The sequence below is a fragment of the Azospirillum sp. genome, assembly GCF_050789165.1.
This window is the reverse complement of record NZ_JBOZRT010000039.1, coordinates 1-16,791: the sequence shown is the minus strand read 5'-3', so window position 1 is coordinate 16,791 and position 16,791 is coordinate 1. Positions and strand designations below refer to the sequence as shown.

Annotated in this window: 17 protein-coding genes and 1 tRNA gene; 11 read left to right on the top strand and 7 right to left on the bottom strand. The window is 69.7% G+C overall.

Going from position 1 to position 16,791, the window contains the following annotated elements:
- Nucleotides 1–62 precede the first annotated feature (62 nt).
- Both ACRWK7_RS08715 and ACRWK7_RS08710 read left to right on the top strand, forming a co-directional pair.
- The gene (locus ACRWK7_RS08715) at nucleotides 63–1,148 is read left to right on the top strand and encodes a Gfo/Idh/MocA family protein (RefSeq protein ID WP_431855815.1); all 1,086 of its coding nucleotides are present in this window, start codon (nucleotides 63–65) and stop codon (nucleotides 1,146–1,148) included.
- Nucleotides 1,145–2,260: a DegT/DnrJ/EryC1/StrS family aminotransferase gene (locus ACRWK7_RS08710; protein ID WP_431855814.1), complete on the top strand. Its 1,116-nt coding sequence runs from the start codon at nucleotides 1,145–1,147 to the stop codon at nucleotides 2,258–2,260. Before ACRWK7_RS08715 ends, ACRWK7_RS08710 begins: the two co-directional genes overlap by 4 nt.
- Before the next feature lie 51 nt (nucleotides 2,261–2,311).
- On the opposite strand, the gene ACRWK7_RS08705 is transcribed toward ACRWK7_RS08710, so the two are convergent.
- From ACRWK7_RS08705 to ACRWK7_RS08695, 3 genes are all read right to left on the bottom strand, one after another.
- Nucleotides 2,312–3,004, bottom strand: coding sequence for a class I SAM-dependent methyltransferase (locus tag ACRWK7_RS08705; protein ID WP_431855813.1), 693 nt, complete (start codon nucleotides 3,002–3,004; stop codon nucleotides 2,312–2,314).
- Between the two features lie 145 nt (nucleotides 3,005–3,149).
- On the bottom strand, nucleotides 3,150–4,352 hold the full coding sequence (locus ACRWK7_RS08700; RefSeq protein WP_431855812.1) for an ATP-grasp domain-containing protein: 1,203 nt from the start codon (nucleotides 4,350–4,352) through the stop codon (nucleotides 3,150–3,152).
- A gap of 56 nt (nucleotides 4,353–4,408) precedes the next feature.
- On the bottom strand, nucleotides 4,409–5,452 hold the full coding sequence (locus ACRWK7_RS08695) for a GNAT family N-acetyltransferase (protein WP_431855811.1): 1,044 nt from the start codon (nucleotides 5,450–5,452) through the stop codon (nucleotides 4,409–4,411).
- Nucleotides 5,453–5,984: 532 nt separating this feature from the next.
- Between ACRWK7_RS08695 and ACRWK7_RS08690 the strand changes: the two genes are divergently transcribed.
- From ACRWK7_RS08690 to ACRWK7_RS08675, 4 genes are all read left to right on the top strand, one after another.
- Nucleotides 5,985–6,788 carry a hypothetical protein gene (locus ACRWK7_RS08690; RefSeq protein WP_431855810.1) on the top strand — a complete coding sequence of 268 codons (804 nt, stop codon included), beginning with the start codon at nucleotides 5,985–5,987 and terminating at the stop codon, nucleotides 6,786–6,788.
- Nucleotides 6,789–6,821: 33 nt separating this feature from the next.
- Entirely contained in the window at nucleotides 6,822–7,526 is a 705-nt protein-coding gene (locus tag ACRWK7_RS08685) for a WbqC family protein (RefSeq protein WP_431855809.1), read from the top strand.
- Nucleotides 7,527–7,650: 124 nt separating this feature from the next.
- Nucleotides 7,651–8,184 carry a hypothetical protein gene (locus ACRWK7_RS08680; RefSeq protein WP_431855808.1) on the top strand — a complete coding sequence of 178 codons (534 nt, stop codon included), beginning with the start codon at nucleotides 7,651–7,653 and terminating at the stop codon, nucleotides 8,182–8,184.
- Between the two features lie 449 nt (nucleotides 8,185–8,633).
- Complete coding sequence (locus tag ACRWK7_RS08675; protein ID WP_431855807.1) at nucleotides 8,634–10,724, top strand: carbohydrate-binding domain-containing protein; 2,091 nt, start codon at nucleotides 8,634–8,636, stop codon at nucleotides 10,722–10,724.
- Between the two features lie 52 nt (nucleotides 10,725–10,776).
- On the opposite strand, the gene ACRWK7_RS08670 is transcribed toward ACRWK7_RS08675, so the two are convergent.
- Both ACRWK7_RS08670 and fghA read right to left on the bottom strand, forming a co-directional pair.
- Nucleotides 10,777–11,016 carry a hypothetical protein gene (locus tag ACRWK7_RS08670; protein WP_431855806.1) on the bottom strand — a complete coding sequence of 80 codons (240 nt, stop codon included), beginning with the start codon at nucleotides 11,014–11,016 and terminating at the stop codon, nucleotides 10,777–10,779.
- 261 nt (nucleotides 11,017–11,277) lie between these two features.
- Nucleotides 11,278–12,138, bottom strand: coding sequence for an S-formylglutathione hydrolase (gene fghA / locus ACRWK7_RS08665; RefSeq protein ID WP_431855805.1), 861 nt, complete (start codon nucleotides 12,136–12,138; stop codon nucleotides 11,278–11,280).
- Nucleotides 12,139–12,308: 170 nt separating this feature from the next.
- Between fghA and ACRWK7_RS08660 the strand changes: the two genes are divergently transcribed.
- A complete protein-coding gene (locus ACRWK7_RS08660; RefSeq protein ID WP_431855804.1) occupies nucleotides 12,309–13,325 on the top strand; it encodes an LLM class flavin-dependent oxidoreductase in 1,017 nt (338 codons plus the stop codon).
- A 23-nt stretch (nucleotides 13,326–13,348) separates the two neighbouring features.
- On the opposite strand, the gene ACRWK7_RS08655 is transcribed toward ACRWK7_RS08660, so the two are convergent.
- A tRNA-Leu gene (locus tag ACRWK7_RS08655) sits at nucleotides 13,349–13,434 on the bottom strand.
- A 65-nt stretch (nucleotides 13,435–13,499) separates the two neighbouring features.
- Here ACRWK7_RS08655 and ACRWK7_RS08650 point away from each other — a divergent pair.
- Complete coding sequence (locus ACRWK7_RS08650; protein WP_431855803.1) at nucleotides 13,500–14,081, top strand: disulfide bond formation protein B; 582 nt, start codon at nucleotides 13,500–13,502, stop codon at nucleotides 14,079–14,081.
- Nucleotides 14,078–14,653, top strand: a complete 576-nt coding sequence (locus ACRWK7_RS08645; RefSeq protein ID WP_431855802.1) for a demethoxyubiquinone hydroxylase family protein — start codon at nucleotides 14,078–14,080, stop codon at nucleotides 14,651–14,653. The genes ACRWK7_RS08650 and ACRWK7_RS08645 overlap by 4 nt, the downstream gene beginning before the upstream one ends.
- 6 nt (nucleotides 14,654–14,659) lie before the next feature.
- Here ACRWK7_RS08645 and ACRWK7_RS08640 read toward each other — a convergent pair whose 3' ends face one another.
- A complete protein-coding gene (locus ACRWK7_RS08640) occupies nucleotides 14,660–15,223 on the bottom strand; it encodes an HNH endonuclease (RefSeq protein ID WP_431855801.1) in 564 nt (187 codons plus the stop codon).
- A gap of 299 nt (nucleotides 15,224–15,522) precedes the next feature.
- On the opposite strand from ACRWK7_RS08640, the gene ACRWK7_RS08635 reads away from it, so the two are divergent.
- Both ACRWK7_RS08635 and gluQRS read left to right on the top strand, forming a co-directional pair.
- Nucleotides 15,523–15,690: a hypothetical protein gene (locus ACRWK7_RS08635; RefSeq protein WP_199229579.1), complete on the top strand. Its 168-nt coding sequence runs from the start codon at nucleotides 15,523–15,525 to the stop codon at nucleotides 15,688–15,690.
- 85 nt (nucleotides 15,691–15,775) lie between these two features.
- Nucleotides 15,776–16,618: a tRNA glutamyl-Q(34) synthetase GluQRS gene (gluQRS, locus tag ACRWK7_RS08630; RefSeq protein ID WP_431855800.1), complete on the top strand. Its 843-nt coding sequence runs from the start codon at nucleotides 15,776–15,778 to the stop codon at nucleotides 16,616–16,618.
- Nucleotides 16,619–16,791: the final 173 nt, after the last annotated feature.

The following is a 16,791-nucleotide window of genomic DNA, read 5'->3' as shown; positions in this document are numbered from 1 at the left end:
TGTTTCTGGCGATAAAAAACATAATAGCATCGGCCGCTATCACGCACTGGGAGGGAATGCGGATGACGGCATTTGCTTTGGTCGGCTGCGGGCGCATCGCCAAGCGGCACGCCGATCTGCTGTTGCAAGGGCAGATCAACGGGGCGACCCTGGCCGCCGTGGCGGAGATCGACGAATCCCGCCGCCAGCTCTTCGCCAAGGAATACGGCGTCCCGGCCTTCGCCGACTACCATCAGATGATGCAGGAGATGGGCGGCAAGATCGACGTGGTCAGCGTGCTCACCGAGAGCGGCAACCACGCCCGCCACACCATCGACCTCGCCCGATACGGCAAGCACATCGTGGTCGAGAAGCCGATGGCGCTGACGCTGGCCGACGCCGAGGCGATGATCCGCGCCTGCGACGCCGCCAACGTCAAGCTGTTCGTCGTCAAGCAGAACCGCTTCAACCTCCCGGTCGTCCGCCTGCGCCAGGCGCTGGAGCAGGGCCGCTTCGGCAAGATCGTCATGGGCACGGTGCGGGTGCGCTGGTGCCGGCCCCAGTCGTACTACGACCAAGCGAAGTGGCGCGGCACCTGGGCGCTCGACGGCGGCGTCTTCGCCAACCAGGCGAGCCACCACGTGGACCTGCTGGAATGGCTGCTGGGCGAGCCGGAGACGGTGTTCGCCAAGGCGCGCACCGCGCTGGTCGACATCGAGGCGGAGGACACCGGCGTCGCGCTGATCAAGTTCGCCAGCGGGGCGCTCGGCGTCGTCGAGGCGACCACGGCGACCCGGCCGAAGGACCTGGAGGGCTCCATCTCCATCCTCGGCGAGCGCGGCACGGTCGAGATCGGCGGCTTCGCGGTCAACGAGATGAAGACGTGGCAGTTCGTGGACCAGGGCCCCGAGGACGAGGCCATCGTGCGCGAGTGCCGCGAGACGCCGCCGGACGTCTACGGCTTCGGCCACAAGCACTACCTGAACAACGTGGTGGACAGCATCCACAACGGCGGCCGCGCGCTGGTGGACGGGCTGGAGGGCTACAAGTCGCTCTACCTGCTGTCGGCCATCTACGAATCCATCGCCACCAACCAGGAGGTCCGGATGCGCTTCCGGCCCCAGGTCTCTCCCCTCGGACTGATGCCCCAGCTCGGAGTGCACCCGTGAGCCTGACCACGCTCCAGAAGATCCCCTTCGTCAACCTCGCCCGCCAGATCGAACGGCTGCGCCCCGACCTCGTGGCCGCGTTCGAGGCGGTGCTGGACTCGCGCGGCTTCATCAAGGGGCCGCACGTGACCGCGTTCGAGGCGGCGTTCGCGGACGCGATCCAGGCGCCGCACGTCGTCGGCTGCGCCAACGGCACCGCCGCGGTGGCGCTGGCGCTGGAGGCGGCGGGCGTCGGGCCGGGCGACGAGGTGATCGTCCCCTCCCACACCTTCATCGCCACCGGCGAGGCGGTGTGCCACGTCGGCGCCACGCCGGTGTTCTGCGACATCGACCCGGACACCTACACCCTCGACCCCAAGGACGCCGAACGGCGCATCACGCCGCGCACGCGGGCGATCATCCCCGTGCACATCTACGGCACGCCGGCGGACATGGACGCGATCCTGGACCTTGCCAGGGCTCACGGCCTCGCGGTGATCGAGGACTGCGCGCAGGCGCACCTCGCCACCTACAAGGGGCGCATGGTGGGCAGCATCGGCACCGCCGGCAGCTTCAGCTTCTTCCCCGGCAAGAACCTGGGCGCGCTCGGCGACGCCGGGGCGGTGGCGACGAGCGACGCTCAGCTCGCCGAGCGCATCCGCAAGCTCGCCGACCACGGCCGCCTGTCGAAGTACGAGCACGACATCGTCGGCTACAACCAGCGTTTGGACGGCTTGCAGGCGGCGCTGCTGTCGGTGAAGCTGCCGCACCTGCGGGAATGGACCGAACGGCGCCGGCGCATCGCCGCCTATTACGACAGCCGCCTGAAGCCGGCCGGCGTCAAGGTGATCGAGGCGCCGGAGGGCGCGGAGTCCGTCTACCACCTCTACGTCATCGAGGTGGACGACCAGCAGAAGACCGCCGCGGCGCTGGCGGCGCTGGGCGTCGAGACCGGCGTGCACTACCCGTGCCCGCTGCACCAGCAGCCGGCCTTCCGTTACCTCGGCGGCGAGGCGCTGCCGAACGCGGAGCGGGCCGCCACGCGCATCCTCAGCCTGCCGATCTGCGGCGAGATCACCGACGAGGAGGCCGAATACGCCTGCGACCAGGTGCTGGCCGTCCTGCGGGGATAAGGCTCCATCCCGGACTGAAGCCCCTCTCCCGCGGGAGGGGGGCTTTTCTCTTCAGGTGGGGGCGTTGGAATAGATGAAGAACCGTGAGCTGCCGTAGGCGTATTCGTCGATCTTCCGCAGGAGGGCGTCCTCCGCCAGCACCGGGGCCAGCGCGTCGGGGTTGGAGACGATCAGCAGGACGACGCGGTGGTGCGCGCGCAGGGAGCGGTGCAGGTTGCCGAGCACCGCCGCCATCACCGCCGGAAGGAACGGGTTGAACAGGAAGATCATGTCCTCGTCGCCGGCGAAGCGGTACTCGGCGGCGTCGCCTTCGATGACGACGATCTCGGCCCCCGACTTGACGGAGCGGCGGTAGACGGCGACGTTGGTCCGGCAGATGGCGGCGAGTTCCGGCGCGAATTCGACGCCGACGATGCGGCGGAACGGGTAGGCGGCGGCGGCGCACAGAACGCGGCCCTTGCCGCAGCCGAAATCGACGAACACGCCGCCCACCGGCGGCTTGAGGTGTGCCATCAGCTTGTGGAACGCGCGCACCCGCGTCGGCGTGTACTCGACGCCCAGGTGCTTGTTGCGGCCGCGGACCACCAGCGCGTCGAGCGGTACGCCTTGCGCCGTCTCGGTGCCGTGGATGCGGTCGAAGCGCAGGTCATCGATCAGGGCCGCGGCGTTCTCGAACGTGCCGCGCAGCCCGTTCGCCCGCACGCTGTTGGCGTAACGGGCGAGCGCCTTCAGGGCAAATTTCATGGTGTCGCCTCCCCATCTTTTGTTATGCGCCCGGCAAACGCCGAAACCCCCACGCCGCTGGCGTGGAGGGGCTTGATGGGTCTGCCGTCACAGCCGTTTCGCTGTGTTGTGAGGCCCTCCCCGCGATGGGGAGGGCGTTGCCGTGTCAGCCCCGCGCCGGGGTCGCCGTCGTGTCGCGCGTCGCCGTCCGGCGCGCCGCGAAACGGCGCCAGGCGCCGCGCAGCAGGGGCATCGGGTCGTCCCAGGCCATCGCCGACTTGCCGTCGCAGCGCAGCGCCCACAGCGCCCAGGCGGCCAGCGGCGTGCCGGAGGCGCGGGCGGCGGCGAAGTCGTTCACCATGTGGCACCACTCCACGCCGGCCCGTGCGCGCCGCACCGCCGGGCGCGGCAGGCCGAGCAGGTCCGCGTAGACCAGCGCCGGCAGGTTGACCCCGGCCAGCGCGCCGGCCAGATGCCAGAGGTTGAAGCGCGGGTTGACCTCCAGCAGATGCAGCGAGCCGTCCGGCGCGCGCTTGAAGTCGAACTTGGCCACCCCGCGCAGGTCGAGCCGGCGCGTCAGGTCGCGGCCGAGCGCCGCCACGTCCGCCTCGTCGGTGATGATAAGCGCCGTGGTGTGCCCGTAGGCCTCGGGATAGGTGCGGATCTTGCGGCCGGTGAACTCGCCGGCGATCGCGCCCTCGTGGTCGACGAACACGTGGTAGCTCTCGATGCGGGATTCCGGGCCGGGGATCATCTCCTGCGCCAGCAGGTCCTGCCCGCCGGCGGCGAGCTGCGGCCACAGCGCGCGCAGCCCGGCCGGGCTGTCGACCTGGTGCGCCTTGCCGGCCTCGCCCATCGCCAGCCACGCCCGGGTGCGGCGGGTCGGCTTGATGATGACGGGAAAGCGCAGGTCGAGGTCCGGCGCCTCGTCCATGGCGGCGGGGCGCAGCAGGCGCGTCTTCGGCACCGGCAGGTCCAGGCGCTCGGCCAGCAGGCGGAAGCGCGACTTGTCCACCAGATCCTCGACCAGCCCGGCATCCGCGATCACGAAGCGGAACGCCCGCGCCAGATGGCTTCGGTAGCGGGAGATCATGAGGAGCTGCGAGTCCTCCTCGTAGAACAGCACCGGCGGCTGGTCCTGCTGCAGGCCGAACGCCACCAGCTTCTCGACCAGGGCCTCGGGCTCGGTGGCGGCGTCGTCCCAGGACAGCGTGGTCCGCGCGTACCGGGACGCGAGCGTCGGGTTGTCGGGGCGGCCCAGCGCCGCGCAGGGGTAGCCCGCCAGGGCGAGCGGCCGCAGGAGGTCCATGCTGCCCATGACGCACGCCAGCGGCAGACCGTTCGGTAAAGTCCCGGTGTGGTGGTTCATGCAGGTTCCCCTGGTTCGTGACGGTGCCGGCGTGTGGGCCAAAGTCCGGGCAAACCTCAGCGCCCCCGCAGGCGCCGGACGGCGGCGAGGGTGGTGAAGACGGCGCGCGTGACCCGGCTGTCCGGGTTGGCCAGCATCCACACCTTCGCCCGGCGCACCCGACCGGCGGCGGCGGTGCGGACCACCAGCGGCGCGTTCAGCGCCATGTGCGCGGCCGAGCGGTGGATGACCAGCCGGTCCATGTCCTGCCGCACGCCGAGCATCCGCGCCTTGTACTCCTCGCGCCCGCCGCCCAGGTGGAAGCGCCGCGCGCCGCGCGCGATGCTCTCGCAGATGGTGGTGTGGTAGCAGAGCTGGCCGAGGCTGTAGTCGTTGTAGGCCGGGTCGTGCGCGATCACCTCGGTCAGGAAGTCCTCGCCGATGTGATAGGTGATCATGCCGGCGCACAGCCGCCCGTCCACGCGGGTCAGGTTCATCACGCCGCAGCGACGCGCCATGCGCAGGATGCGCTGGGTCTCCGCTTCGTCGATGCCGAACAGCTTTCCCTTCGAGGTGATGCGCGCCTGGCTCAGCCGGATCAGGTCGCGGACGTCCTCCTCGCGGATGGTCTCGCGCTCGCGGAACTCGTAGCCGTAGGTGGGCAGGTCGCGGGCGACCTTCTTGGCGCACCGCTTGATCTTCTCGCGCGTCGCCTTGCCCAGGCCCGCCGTGTACTCGGCGGCGCTGGCCGGCAGCGTGATGATCCAGTTCTCCTTGGAATTGTGGACCTGGACCGGGTAGGGCAGCGCCGACGCGTCGGTCTGCACGGCCTGGAAGCGGATCGCCCGCGCCGTGGGAAAGTTGGCGAAGATGCAGTCGGCGAACCGGCGCACCTCCTGCGTGTCGATGACGATGAACTCGTTCAGCACGTCCGCCACGCCGCCCGCGAGGCGGAAGACGAGGACCGCGGAGATCTCGCCGTCGGCGCGCGCGACGTAGGTGCTGACGTTGTCCATCGGCCGCGACGTCTCGAAGAACGCCGGGGAGGAATGGATGTGGCCGTACAGGCGCGCCAGTTCCGGGCCGGCGAAGGACGGAATCTCGTTGGGGTAGCAGGACACACCCGTCCCACCGGGCTTGGCCCCCGATGCGTGCTGAGTGAGGGACACGCTGAACGACACGTCATGACCTCCTTTGGCGTCCGACCACAGTGACCCAGGCCGCGCGCTGTCGTACCGGTCCGGCGTTCGGGGCGATCCTCGCCGGCCAGCTGCGTCTGGTGTTATGCTTTCTTAATTTGGGGCGATCTTCTCAACATTTCCGCAGCGAAGGAAGGTGATGGACGTGGTACTCTGCTTTGGCAAAGCGTCATTACCCCGGTTCCGCCGACGCTGCGATGGACCGGAAGTCCAGGAAAAATCATTACATTACAAAGATGTATACGTATTCACCGGGGTTCGTGCGGGTGACCCGCCCGGCCGCGGGCGCGCCGCGTCATCCTCCTTCGCCGGCGCTGCCCTTTTTGCGGTGTGATGCTCGTCTTTTGGTATCCGTCTTTTTCTCTTCTTGTCCGAGCCTGCCGTGGGTAATAGGTTCAGCCGAACGCGCTGCCGCCATCCGTGCGGCCCGCGTTCTCGATAAGACGGGGGTGCGATGAAGGACATGAACGAGAGCCACGCGCTGTCGCCCGCCGCCGGACTGGTGGGCGGACTGGCGGATGCCGGCGAGCGTCCGCGGTTCGGGGAAGCGACCTTCCGCGCCATTCTGACCCGGGCGCAGGAGCGTGGCTATGGCTTCGCCCGCATCGACGAACCGTTCGGTGCGGCCGGCGAGCGGGCGTTCTACCTTCGGCACGACGTCGATATCTCCACGCCGATGGCGCTGCGCCTGGGCGAGATCGAGCACGAGCACGGCGTGCGCGGGAACTTCTTCTTCCAGCTCAACGCCGAGACCTATTCCTTCTTCGTCCCGGAAACGCTGGACATCGTCGCCCGGCTGCGGGCCATGGGGCACTGCGTCGGCCTGCACATCGACGAGCTGCTGATCGGCGCCGACGAGCGCGCGATCGCCGACACCTTCGACTGGGTGACCGGCCGCATCGCGCCGATGGACCGCGCCGTCAGCTTCCACCGGCCCTCGCCCGAGGTGCTGGGGCGCCGGTACGACGCCTTCGTCAACGCCTACGACGACCGCATCTTCGACGCCGATTCCTACCTGTCGGACTCGCGCCGCAGCCTCGCCTTCCACGACACCCTGACGGGATGGCTGGACGAGGGGCGGCCGCGCCTGCAGCTCCTCCTGCACCCCGAATGGTGGTGCGAGGTGGAGACCATCACCGAGTTCTGGCAGCACCTCAGCGACCGCCGCACCGACCAGCTGCGCCGCTACATGACCCGGAACTTTCCCAAGGTGTTCGCCGCTCTGCTCGGGGGGGAGGAGCGGCGATTCCGCATCTGACACAGACGATCCACAGGGGAGCATCGTCCTGCCATGAAAGTTGCTGCGCATCAGCCGAACTACATCCCGTGGCTCGGCTATTTCGCGAAGCTGGCCAGCGCGGACGTCTTCATCTTCCTCGACGATGTGCAACTGCCGCAGGGGCGCAGCTACGTCCACCGCAGCCGGGTCCACGCGCAGCCCGACGGCGTCTGGCTGTCGGCGCCGATCCGGCGTGAGGAGCGGCAGCTCATCAAGGACGTCCGCTTCGCCGACGAGGACTGGCGCCGCAAACACCAGGCGACGCTGTTCCACACCTACCGCAAGGCGCCGTTCTTCGCCGCGGTGATGGCGCTGGTGGAGGCGATCTACGGCTTTCCGACCGAGAGCCTGGCGCAGTTCAACATGAACGCGGTGACGCTGATCGCCGGCTATCTCGGGCTGGCCTGCCGGTTCGAGCTGTCCAGCGCCTACGGCGTGTCGCAGTCCAGCGACGACCGGCTGATCGAGCTGGTCAAGGCGGTGGGCGGCGACACCTACGTCTCCGGCGCCGGCGGGCAGAACTACCAGCATCCGGAGAAATTCGCCGCGGCCGGACTCGATCTCTGCGTGCGTGAGTACAAGCCGCGCCCCTACCTGCAGCACCAGGGCGGCTTCGTGTCCGGCCTGAGCATCCTCGACGCGCTGTTCAACCTCGGGCCCGACACCGTGCAGCAGCTGACCTACGAGACCCTTCCCGAAACGGCCACCGCCGGCTAAGCCGAAGCGGGGCAAAAAGACGTGGAATAATAAAAGGCTCCATGTTATTTGAGAAAAAGGGCGCGCGCGGATCCGGGGCGACCGTCGCCCCGGCGATGACTGCACCCGCGCTGGGCTCGCGAACATGGCAAACCGACGGGAAAAAGGGAAAATTCCCCACCAGGAATGGCCGGCGATCCGCGCCCGCCACGCGGGTGGGGAATCGCTGGCGAGCATCGCCCGCGACTACGGCTGCACCGGCCCGGCCATCCGCTACATCGTGAACCGCCCGGCGACCGCGGGCGACGACGACCGGCCGGTGCCCGCCGCCGCGCGACCGCGCCGCACGCCGCCGCCGGACAGCCGCCCAGCCGAGACGCCGGCCCGCGCCGAACCGCCCGCCGCGGATGCGCCCGCCAGGGAAGCGCCGGCCACGGCCGGCATCGACCCGGACCTGCGCCGGCGGGTCAGCAGCGAGATCGCGTCTTTTCTCGCGGTGTTCGATTCCTTTCTTACGGAAAGCTCGCCGGACAGCTACGACCAGCTGCTCGACGCCACCGACCGCCTGATGCGCGTCGCCGCGCGCACTCGCATCGAGCTGGAGCGCGCCCGCACCGCCGAGCACGCGCGCCTGCGCCAGGGCCGCTCCGCCGCGCGCACCCGCGTTCCCGCCACCTGACCGTCTTCTGACCGCCGCCATAGGCCTTTGGGCCAGATGAGTGTGGCGCGGCAGCAACGTGCGGCGCGATTGCGACAATTTCCCTAAAATGTCTCTCTAATTTGTCTGACTTTCGCCCCATGCCCTCGGACTATGGTGGTAACACGAATGGAGCCGCGCAAACGAACGGCGGCTTCTGTGGGACCAACACCATGGAGATGCCGGCCATGCGCACCGGACCTGAGCTCGCCTGAACATGCTGTCCCCGCCGCCCGTCGGCCGGTTGCCCTGACGCAGCCCTGACGTGCCGGCCGGGGATCCCGGAGCGAAGCAGCCGGGACCGGGGCGCATGCCCCTCCATACCCACACCGGATGCGCCCGAAAGGGCGCTCATCGGGATGCCGCCGCGCTCCCGATCGGGGGGCTTGCGTCCGACGCACGCCCCCCTTCAGCAAAGGAACACTTGAGCTATGGCTGATTTCTACGTCTCGACGACCGGTTCCGACTCCAACACCGGCACCAAGGATTCGCCCTTCCGCACCATCCTGAAGGCCTCGCAGGCGGCTTCGTCCGGCTCCACCGTGCACGTGGCGTCCGGCACCTACCAGGGTGGCTTCCAGACGACGAAGAGCGACATCACCTACGTCTCCGACGTGAAGTGGGGCGCCAAGATCGTCCCCGGCTCCAGCAACGGCCGCATCGAGGCCTGGGACAACCGCGGCTCCAACGTCACCATCGACGGCTTCGAGATCGACGGCTCCGGCCAGAGCGCCGGCACCCGCTGGCTGTTCGGCGTCTACACCACCGGCTCCAACTCGGTGGTGCAGAACATGAAGGTGCACGACATCGTGCGCGACAGCACCGCCTGGAGCGCGGCCAACACCGGCCAGGGCGGCGCCGGCATCATGGGCGACGGCTACTACGGCGGCTCGAACATCAAGATGCTGAACAACACCGTCTACAACATCGGCATGGCCAACCAGAGCAGCAGCCTGATCCACGGCGTCTACATGGCGACCAGCGGCGAGGTGAAGGGCAACCTGATCTACCAGATCGTCGGCGACGGCGTGACCACCTGGCACGACGCGACCAACCTGAAGATCGTCAACAACACGATCTTCGAGGCGAACGGCGCCGGCATCATGATCGGCGCGGGCGACCACTACAAGAGCAGCGGGCCGAACGACTACACGCAGGTGTCGAACAACATCCTGTACGCCAACTCCAAGGGCCTGGAGACCTACGGCGAGGTCGGCACGCACAACACCTATTCCAACAACCTGGTGTACGGCAACGGCACCAACTGGATCCTGAAGAACGGCACGGCGACCGGCACCATCAGCGCCGATCCGAAGTTCGTGAACTACGTCGCCACCGGCGGCGGCGACTACCACCTGGCGGCCGGCTCGCCGGCGATCAACGCCGGCACCTCGACCAGCGCGCCGACCTACGACCTGAGCGGCCTCGCCCGCGAGGGTGCGGTGGACATCGGTGCCTACGAGTACCGGACGACCACCACGACCACGCCGACGTCGCCCACTCCCACGACGCCGACCACGCCCACGTCGCCGACTCCCACGACGCCGACCGCCGGGACGTCCACCATCGTCATCAACGCGAACGGCACCACCTACGCCGGCGTGAACGCACACTTCAAGGTGCTGGTCGATGGCGTGAAGATCGGCGAGGCCATGGCCACCACCACGGCCAAGGACTACGCCTTCACCACCACCGCCGCGCTGGGCGCCGGCCACAAGGTGCAGGTGCAGTACGACAACGACGTCGGTTCCCGCGACCTGTACGTCAACAAGTTCACGGTGAACGGCCAGTCCTTCGGCCCGACCAGCAGCATGGTCACCTACGACAAGGGCGCGCTGGACGGCCGGGACGTGGTTGCCGGCCAGCAGGGCATGTGGTGGAACGGCACGCTGGTGGCCAGCCTGCCGGCCAGCTACTTCCCGACGGGCAGCGCTTCGTCCAGCTCGACCACGACCACCGCCGGCTCGACCATCACGGTGAACGCGCAGGGCAACGCGGCGGGCGGCGTCGATGCCCACTTCAACCTGCTGATCGACGGCAAGAAGGTGGGCGAGGGCACCGCCGGCAGCACGGCCAAGGACTTCACCTTCAACTCCAGCGTGACCGCCGACCAGGCGCACAAGGTGCAGGTGCAGTTCGACAACGACGCCCTGATCAACGGCCAGGACCGCAACCTGATCGTCAACAAGATCACCATCAACGGCAAGGCGGTGGCGCCGACGGCGTCGATCGTCACCTACGACAAGTACGCGCTGGACGGGCAGGACGTGATCGCCGGCCAGTCGGGCATGTGGTGGGACGGCACGCTGGTGGTGAACGCCGACAAGTCCTACTTCCCGGCGGCGACGGCCGCCGCGGCCCAGCTCGACGTCTACGACCATCTGGTCGCGCAGTCCGCCCCGACCCTCGCGGCGGCGACCACGGCGACCGCCTCGGCCGCGTCGTTCGAGCTGGCGACGGTGGACGCCACGCACACGCTGGTCATGGACCAGCCGCACGTGGACGCCGTCTACATCCACTGACGACGGGTCTCCGCCGGGGCGGCGAAAAGCGCCGTCCCGCGGGCACCGCCCCTCAGCCCCGGTGGCCTCGTGCCGCCGGGGCTTTCGGCGTCCGGGCGTCGAGGCCGTTGAGCACCAGATGGGCGGCCGCCGGATCGGAGAAGGAGAAGCGGATGGTGACGCTGCCGTCGCGGCGGAAGCCGAAGCGCAGCCGCGGCGCGTCCACGCCGTATTCCTCGACACGGCACCAGACGCTGGCGAGGGCTCGTTCCGCTTCGGGCAGGGACACTCCGCGCAGGCTCGCGTTCACCATGGGGTGGCTCCAGCGTTCGTGACGGGATGCCCAGTCATATCATGCGGGTTTTCGCCGTCGGCAGCGCTCATCGGGAGAGCGCGCCGGTCGCTTCCGTGGCAAGGCGCGGCATCGGTACAGACGGCGGCGTCGATCTGTCTAGGCTTGCCGAGTAGAGCGTCCCTAAGCCCATCGCGCCGCGAAGCAGAGGAGGGCCCCCAGCCGTAGGATGCGCGGCGCGATCTACCCCGCAATAGCGGCTCAAGGCTGGGGCCGCCGGAGTCAGCCCAGCGCCGCCGCGTGGTGGCGCAGGTGGTCGTCGATGAAGCTGGAGATGAAGAAGTAGCTGTGGTCGTAGCCCGGCTGCATCCGCAGCGTCAGCGGATGCCCGGCCGCCTCGGCGGCCCGGCGCAGGGTGTCGGGTTTCAGCTGCGTCTCCAGGAAGCTGTCGGCGTCGCCCTGGTCGATCAGCAGCGGCAGGCGTTCCTGCGCGCCGGCGATCAGGGCGCAGCTGTCCCACTCCAGCCACCGCGAACGGTCCGGCCCGAAGAAGCGGCCGAACGCCTTCTCGCCCCAGGGCACGGCCGCCGGGTTGACGATCGGCGCGAAGGCCGAGACCGAGCGGTAGCGGCCGGGGTTGCGCAGCGCGCAGACCAGCGCGCCGTGTCCGCCCATGGAGTGGCCGGAGACCGCCCGCCGGCCGGTGGTGGGCAGCATGGTCTCCACCAGCTCCGGCAGTTCCCACACCACGTAGTCGTGCATGCGGTAGTGCCGCGCCCACGGCTCCTGCACGGCGTTGACGTAGAAGCCGGCGCCCAGCCCGAAGTCCCACGCGCCGTCGGGGTCGCCGGGCACGTCGGGGCCGCGCGGGCTGGTGTCGGGGGCCACGATGGCGATGCCGAGTTCGGCGGCCGTGCGCATGGCGCCGGCCTTCTGCATGAAGTTCTCGTCGGTGCAGGTGAGGCCCGACAGCCAGTAGAGCACCGGCACCCGCTTGCCCGCCTCCACCTGCGGCGGCAGGTAGGCGGCGAACACCATGTCGCAGCCGAGCGCCGCCGAGTGGTGGCGGAACCGCTTGTGCCAGCCGCCGAAGCACTTGTTCGCCGCCAGTTGGGTGGGCCGGCCGTCGGTCGCGGAGTCCATGGGTACCTCTTCGGATGGTCGAGGATGAAGAAGGTGTCCGGTTCGCGTGCGCCCTTCAAGGGGCAGCCGACGCAATCCAGCGCTTCCCGCCGCCCGGTTGGCGAAGCGGGCGGGCCGGCCTAAGTGATGGCGGGCGCCAGCCCTGATTCCCCTGGTGGTGAGGACCCCGCATGCCGCCGATCTCCATTCTCGACCTCGCCCCGGTGCCGCTCGGCGCGACGCCGGCCGACGCCCTGCGCAACACGCTCGACCTGGCGCAGCACGCCGAGCGCTGGGGCTATCACCGCTACTGGCTGGCCGAGCACCACAACATGGTCGGCATCGCCAGCGCCGCCACGTCCGTGGTCATCGGCCACGTGGCGGCCGGCACGCGCCGCATCCGCGTGGGCGCCGGCGGCATCATGCTGCCGAACCACGCGCCGCTGGTCATCGCGGAGCAGTTCGGCACGCTGGAATCGCTGTTCCCCGGACGCATCGACCTGGGCCTGGGCCGGGCGCCGGGCACCGACCAGACGACGCTGCGGGCGCTGCGCCGGGATCCGGAGGTCGCCGAGCACTTCCCGCAGGACGTGCTGGAGCTGCAGGCCCTGCTCGGCCCCCTGCAGCCGGGCCAGCGGGTGCAGGCGGTGCCGGGGACCGGGCTGAACGTGCCCTTGTGGATCCTCGGCTCCAGCCTGTTCGGCGCCCAGCTGGCGGCGGCGCTTGGGCTGCCCTACGCGTTCGCGTCGCACTTCGCGCCCGACGCCCTGATGCAGGCGCTGCCGCTCTACCGCTCGTCCTTCACACCGTCGCAGCAGTCGCGGCGCCCCTACGCGATGGCCGGCGTGAACGTCATCGCCGCGGACACCGACGCGGAGGCGCGCCGCCTCTTCACCTCGGCGCAGCAGGCGTTCACCAACATGTTTCGCGGCACGCGCGGCCAGCTGCCGCCGCCGATCGACGACATCGAATCGTACTGGTCGCCGCTGGAGAAGGTGCGCGTGCAGGGCATGCTGGCCTGCTCGTTCGTCGGCGGGCCGGACACGGTGCGGCGCGGGCTGGAGGACTTCCTCGCGCTGACCGGAGTCGATGAGCTGATGGTGGCCGCGGCCATCCACGATCATGGCGCGCGGCTGCGCTCCTACGAGATCCTGGCGGAGATCGCCCCCGGTCTGGGCAATGGAAAGGCGCGGCCCGCGCTGGAGTGAGCGCGATAGCCGCAGAAGGAGAGTGGTGCCCCAGGCCGGACTCGAACCAGCACGCCGTTGCCGGCAACAGATTTTGAGTCTGCCGCGTCTACCATTCCGCCACTGGGGCACGGGATGAATGGTGCGGCGATCATACAGACCCGACCGCCCCGGTCAATCGCAAAGGATGCGCGGATGCTCGCGCGGCAACTGGCGCAACGCGCCGCGCCGCGCTATATCGAAGGCGCCATGCTGCATCGCCTCACCCTCATCGATCCCCGCCTGCCGGCCGCCCTGCTGGCGCTCGCCAGCGCCGGGGTGCTCGGCGCCGCGTTCGTCTTCCAGTACGGGTTCGGCTATCAGCCGTGCATCCTGTGCCTGTACCAGCGCGTGCCCTACGCCGCCGTGCTCGGCTTCGGCCTCATCACGCTGGGCTTCCCGCGCTGGCGCGGCCTGGGCGACGCGCTGCTGGTGGCCAGCGGGCTGGCGCTGCTCGCCAACGCCGGCATCGCGACCTACCACGTCGGCGTCGAGCACCACTGGTGGGCCGGCACCTCGGCCTGCGGCGCGGCGGGCGGCGCGGCGCTGACGCTGGAGGACCTGCGCGCCCAGGTCATGAAGGCGCCCGTCGTGCGCTGCGACGAGATCCAGTGGGAGCTGTTCGGCATCACCATGGCCGGCTACAACGTGGTCGTCTCGCTGGCGCTGTCCGCCTTCGCCTTCCTCGCGGCGCGGGTGGCCTACCGCGGCGCCGGCCGTTCGGAAGTCGCCGCATGACCGCTCCCGCCGCCCCCGTCCCCCGCAAGCCGGCGCGCGGCGCACTGCCCGGCGACCCGCGCCCGCAGGAGCGTCTCGCCCGCATCGTCCGCGTCGACCACGCCGGCGAGTACGGCGCCAAGCGCATCTACGAGGGCCAGCTCGCCGTCATGGGCAAGGGGCCGCACGGCCGCACGTTGCGCCACATGGCCGCCCAGGAGCGCGAGCACCTGCGCTATTTCGAGGGGCAACTGGTCGCCCGCCGCGTCCGCCCGACGGCGCTGCAGCCGCTGTGGCACGTCGGCGGCTGGCTGCTCGGCGCGGCGACGGCGCTGATGGGCGAGCGCGCGGCGATGGCCTGCACGGTGGCGGTGGAGGAGGTCATCGACGGCCACTACGCCGCCCAGCTCGACCACCTCGGCGCCGCGGAGTCGGACCTGGAGGAGAAGATCCTCAAGTTCCAGGCCGAGGAGATGGAGCACCGCGACATCGGCCTCGCCAACGGCGCGGAGCAGGCGCCCGCGTACCCGCTGCTGTCCGGGGCCATCCGGGCGTGCACCCGCGCGGCGATCTGGGTGGCCGAGCGGGTCTGAGCGCGATCACACCGGATCCAGTTCGGTGTCCCAGTAAAGGAAATCCCGCCAACTCTCGTGCAGGAAGTTTGGCGGGAAGGCGCGTCCGTTCTCTTGAAGCTCGTAGGCCGTCGGCTGGAACGGCGGACTGAGCGGGATCATGCCGCAATGGTGCGGCAGCCGGTTGCCCTTCGCCAGATTGCACACCGAACAGGATGTGACGACGTTCTCCCAGGTCGTCCGCCCGCCGCGCGAGCGCGGGACGACGTGGTCGAAGGTCAACTCCTGGGTCGGGAACGGCTTGCCGCAGTACTGGCAGCTGAAGCGGTCGCGCAGGAACACGTTGAAGCGGGTGAACGCCGGCCGGCGGGTCGCCGGGATGTACTCCTTCAGCGAGATGACGCTGGGCAGGCGCATCTCGAAGTTCGGGGAGCGGACGACCCGGTCGTACTGGGAAATGATGTTGACGCGGTCGAGGAAGACCGCCTTCACCGCCTCCTGCCACGACCAGAGCGACAGGGGGAAATAGCTGAGCGGGCGGAAGTCCGCGTTCAGCACCAGAGCCGGACAGTGATCGGGTGGTGGAGCCAATGGCCACTCCCTCGTCTCGTTCCGTCTCGCACGGCCTCTGACCCCGAGCGCACCAGATACATAAGCGATAAGGCGGATAATCTCAACATCTCGTGTCGCGGAACGCCGCCGCACCGCACAATCTTCACGCCCTTGTAACGCTTTCGCCACGCCGTTGGTGCCCGGCCGGCGCCCTAGAAAAAGGGGTGGGGGTGTGACAAATGGGGTGCCCGGAGGCAAGACGGTCAAAAGCGGCGGGCTTGGTTACTGGTCGTTAACCATGGTCGGGCACAGTCGCGGCAACGACCACGGGGGCCACCATGACTGCACAGATCATCAGCCTTGCCGCGAAGCGCCAGGAGCGCGAAGAGAAGGCGCGCCAGCAGCGCATCGAGGCCTTCGATCGCGAACTGCGCCGCCGGCTCGCCCTGTACCTCGAGGGCGAGGACATCCCGGTCGAGCCGATCCGCGACAACCCGTACATCTGAACAGGCGCTCTCTCCCGTTCGTGAGGGGCCCGTTCGTGAGGGGCCCCATTTGTGAGAGGCGGGCCGCATCGGCTATAGAAGCGGCATGACGACCGTCACCCGCTTCGCCCCCAGCCCGACCGGACACCTGCACCTGGGCCACGCGCATTCGGCGCTGTTCGGCTGGCGCGCGGCCACCGCGGTACAGGGCCGCTTCCTCCTGCGCATCGAGGACATCGACCCGGTGCGCTGCCGTCCCGAGTTCGAGCGGGACCTGATGGAGGACCTGGCGTGGCTGGGCCTCGCCTGGGACACGCCGGTGCGCCGGCAATCCGACCATCTCGACGACTACCGCGCGGCGCTCGGGCGCCTGCAGGCGCTGGGCGTCGTCTACCCGTGCTTCTGCACCCGCAAGGACGTCGCCGCGGAGATCGCCCGCGCCGGCCACGCGCCGCACGGGCCGGACGGGCCGCTCTACCCGGGCACCTGCCGCCATCTCGGCGACTCCGAACGCGCCGCCCGCAGGGCGGCGGGGGAAGCGTACGCGTGGCGGCTCGACGTCGCGGCGGCGGCGCGGCGGGTGGGGCCCTTGCGCTGGTTCGACCGCGGCCGCGGCTGGCAGGAGGCGACTCCGGAGATCCTCGGCGACGTGGTGCTGGCCCGCAAGGACACGCCGACCAGCTATCACCTCAGCGTCACCGTGGACGACGACCTGCAGGGCGTCACGCTGGTGACCCGCGGCGAGGACCTGTTCTTCGCCACCCACCTGCACCGGCTGCTGCAGGCGCTGCTCGGGCTGCGCGTGCCGGAGTGGCACCACCACGGCCTGCTGACCAACGAGCGCGGCGAGCGTCTCGCCAAGCGCGACCGGGCGCAGACGCTGCGCTCCCTGCGCGAGGCCGGCCACGCGCCGGCCGAGGTGCGCGCGCTGGCCGGCTTCCCGGATTGACGCGGAAACCCCGGCCGGATCGCTCCGGCCGGGGGGCTGGGGTTCGGGTGGGGATCAGCGCTGGCGGACGAGGGCACCCTGGCCGGCGAAGTTGCCGATGCCGGCGGAGAGGTTCTGGACGTTGGCGGCGTTGGACGGCCCGAACAGGCCCTTGGAGCGCTGCATCACCGTGG

What these genes read in the sequence shown, in the direction of transcription:
- ACRWK7_RS08715 (WP_431855815.1), top strand. Translation starts at nt 63, where the DNA reads ATGACGGCATTTGCTTTGGTCGGCTGCGGGCGCATCGCCAAGCGGCAC.
- gluQRS (WP_431855800.1), top strand. Translation starts at nt 15,776, where the DNA reads ATGACGACCGTCACCCGCTTCGCCCCCAGCCCGACCGGACACCTGCAC.
- ACRWK7_RS08635 (WP_199229579.1), top strand. Translation starts at nt 15,523, where the DNA reads ATGACTGCACAGATCATCAGCCTTGCCGCGAAGCGCCAGGAGCGCGAA.
- fghA (WP_431855805.1), bottom strand. Translation starts at nt 12,138, where the DNA reads ATGGACTCCGCGACCGACGGCCGGCCCACCCAACTGGCGGCGAACAAG.
- ACRWK7_RS08660 (WP_431855804.1), top strand. Translation starts at nt 12,309, where the DNA reads ATGCCGCCGATCTCCATTCTCGACCTCGCCCCGGTGCCGCTCGGCGCG.
- ACRWK7_RS08690 (WP_431855810.1), top strand. Translation starts at nt 5,985, where the DNA reads ATGAAGGACATGAACGAGAGCCACGCGCTGTCGCCCGCCGCCGGACTG.
- ACRWK7_RS08650 (WP_431855803.1), top strand. Translation starts at nt 13,500, where the DNA reads ATGCTCGCGCGGCAACTGGCGCAACGCGCCGCGCCGCGCTATATCGAA.
- ACRWK7_RS08645 (WP_431855802.1), top strand. Translation starts at nt 14,078, where the DNA reads ATGACCGCTCCCGCCGCCCCCGTCCCCCGCAAGCCGGCGCGCGGCGCA.
- ACRWK7_RS08670 (WP_431855806.1), bottom strand. Translation starts at nt 11,016, where the DNA reads ATGGTGAACGCGAGCCTGCGCGGAGTGTCCCTGCCCGAAGCGGAACGA.
- ACRWK7_RS08680 (WP_431855808.1), top strand. Translation starts at nt 7,651, where the DNA reads ATGGCAAACCGACGGGAAAAAGGGAAAATTCCCCACCAGGAATGGCCG.
- ACRWK7_RS08675 (WP_431855807.1), top strand. Translation starts at nt 8,634, where the DNA reads ATGGCTGATTTCTACGTCTCGACGACCGGTTCCGACTCCAACACCGGC.
- ACRWK7_RS08685 (WP_431855809.1), top strand. Translation starts at nt 6,822, where the DNA reads ATGAAAGTTGCTGCGCATCAGCCGAACTACATCCCGTGGCTCGGCTAT.
- ACRWK7_RS08700 (WP_431855812.1), bottom strand. Translation starts at nt 4,352, where the DNA reads ATGAACCACCACACCGGGACTTTACCGAACGGTCTGCCGCTGGCGTGC.
- ACRWK7_RS08705 (WP_431855813.1), bottom strand. Translation starts at nt 3,004, where the DNA reads ATGAAATTTGCCCTGAAGGCGCTCGCCCGTTACGCCAACAGCGTGCGG.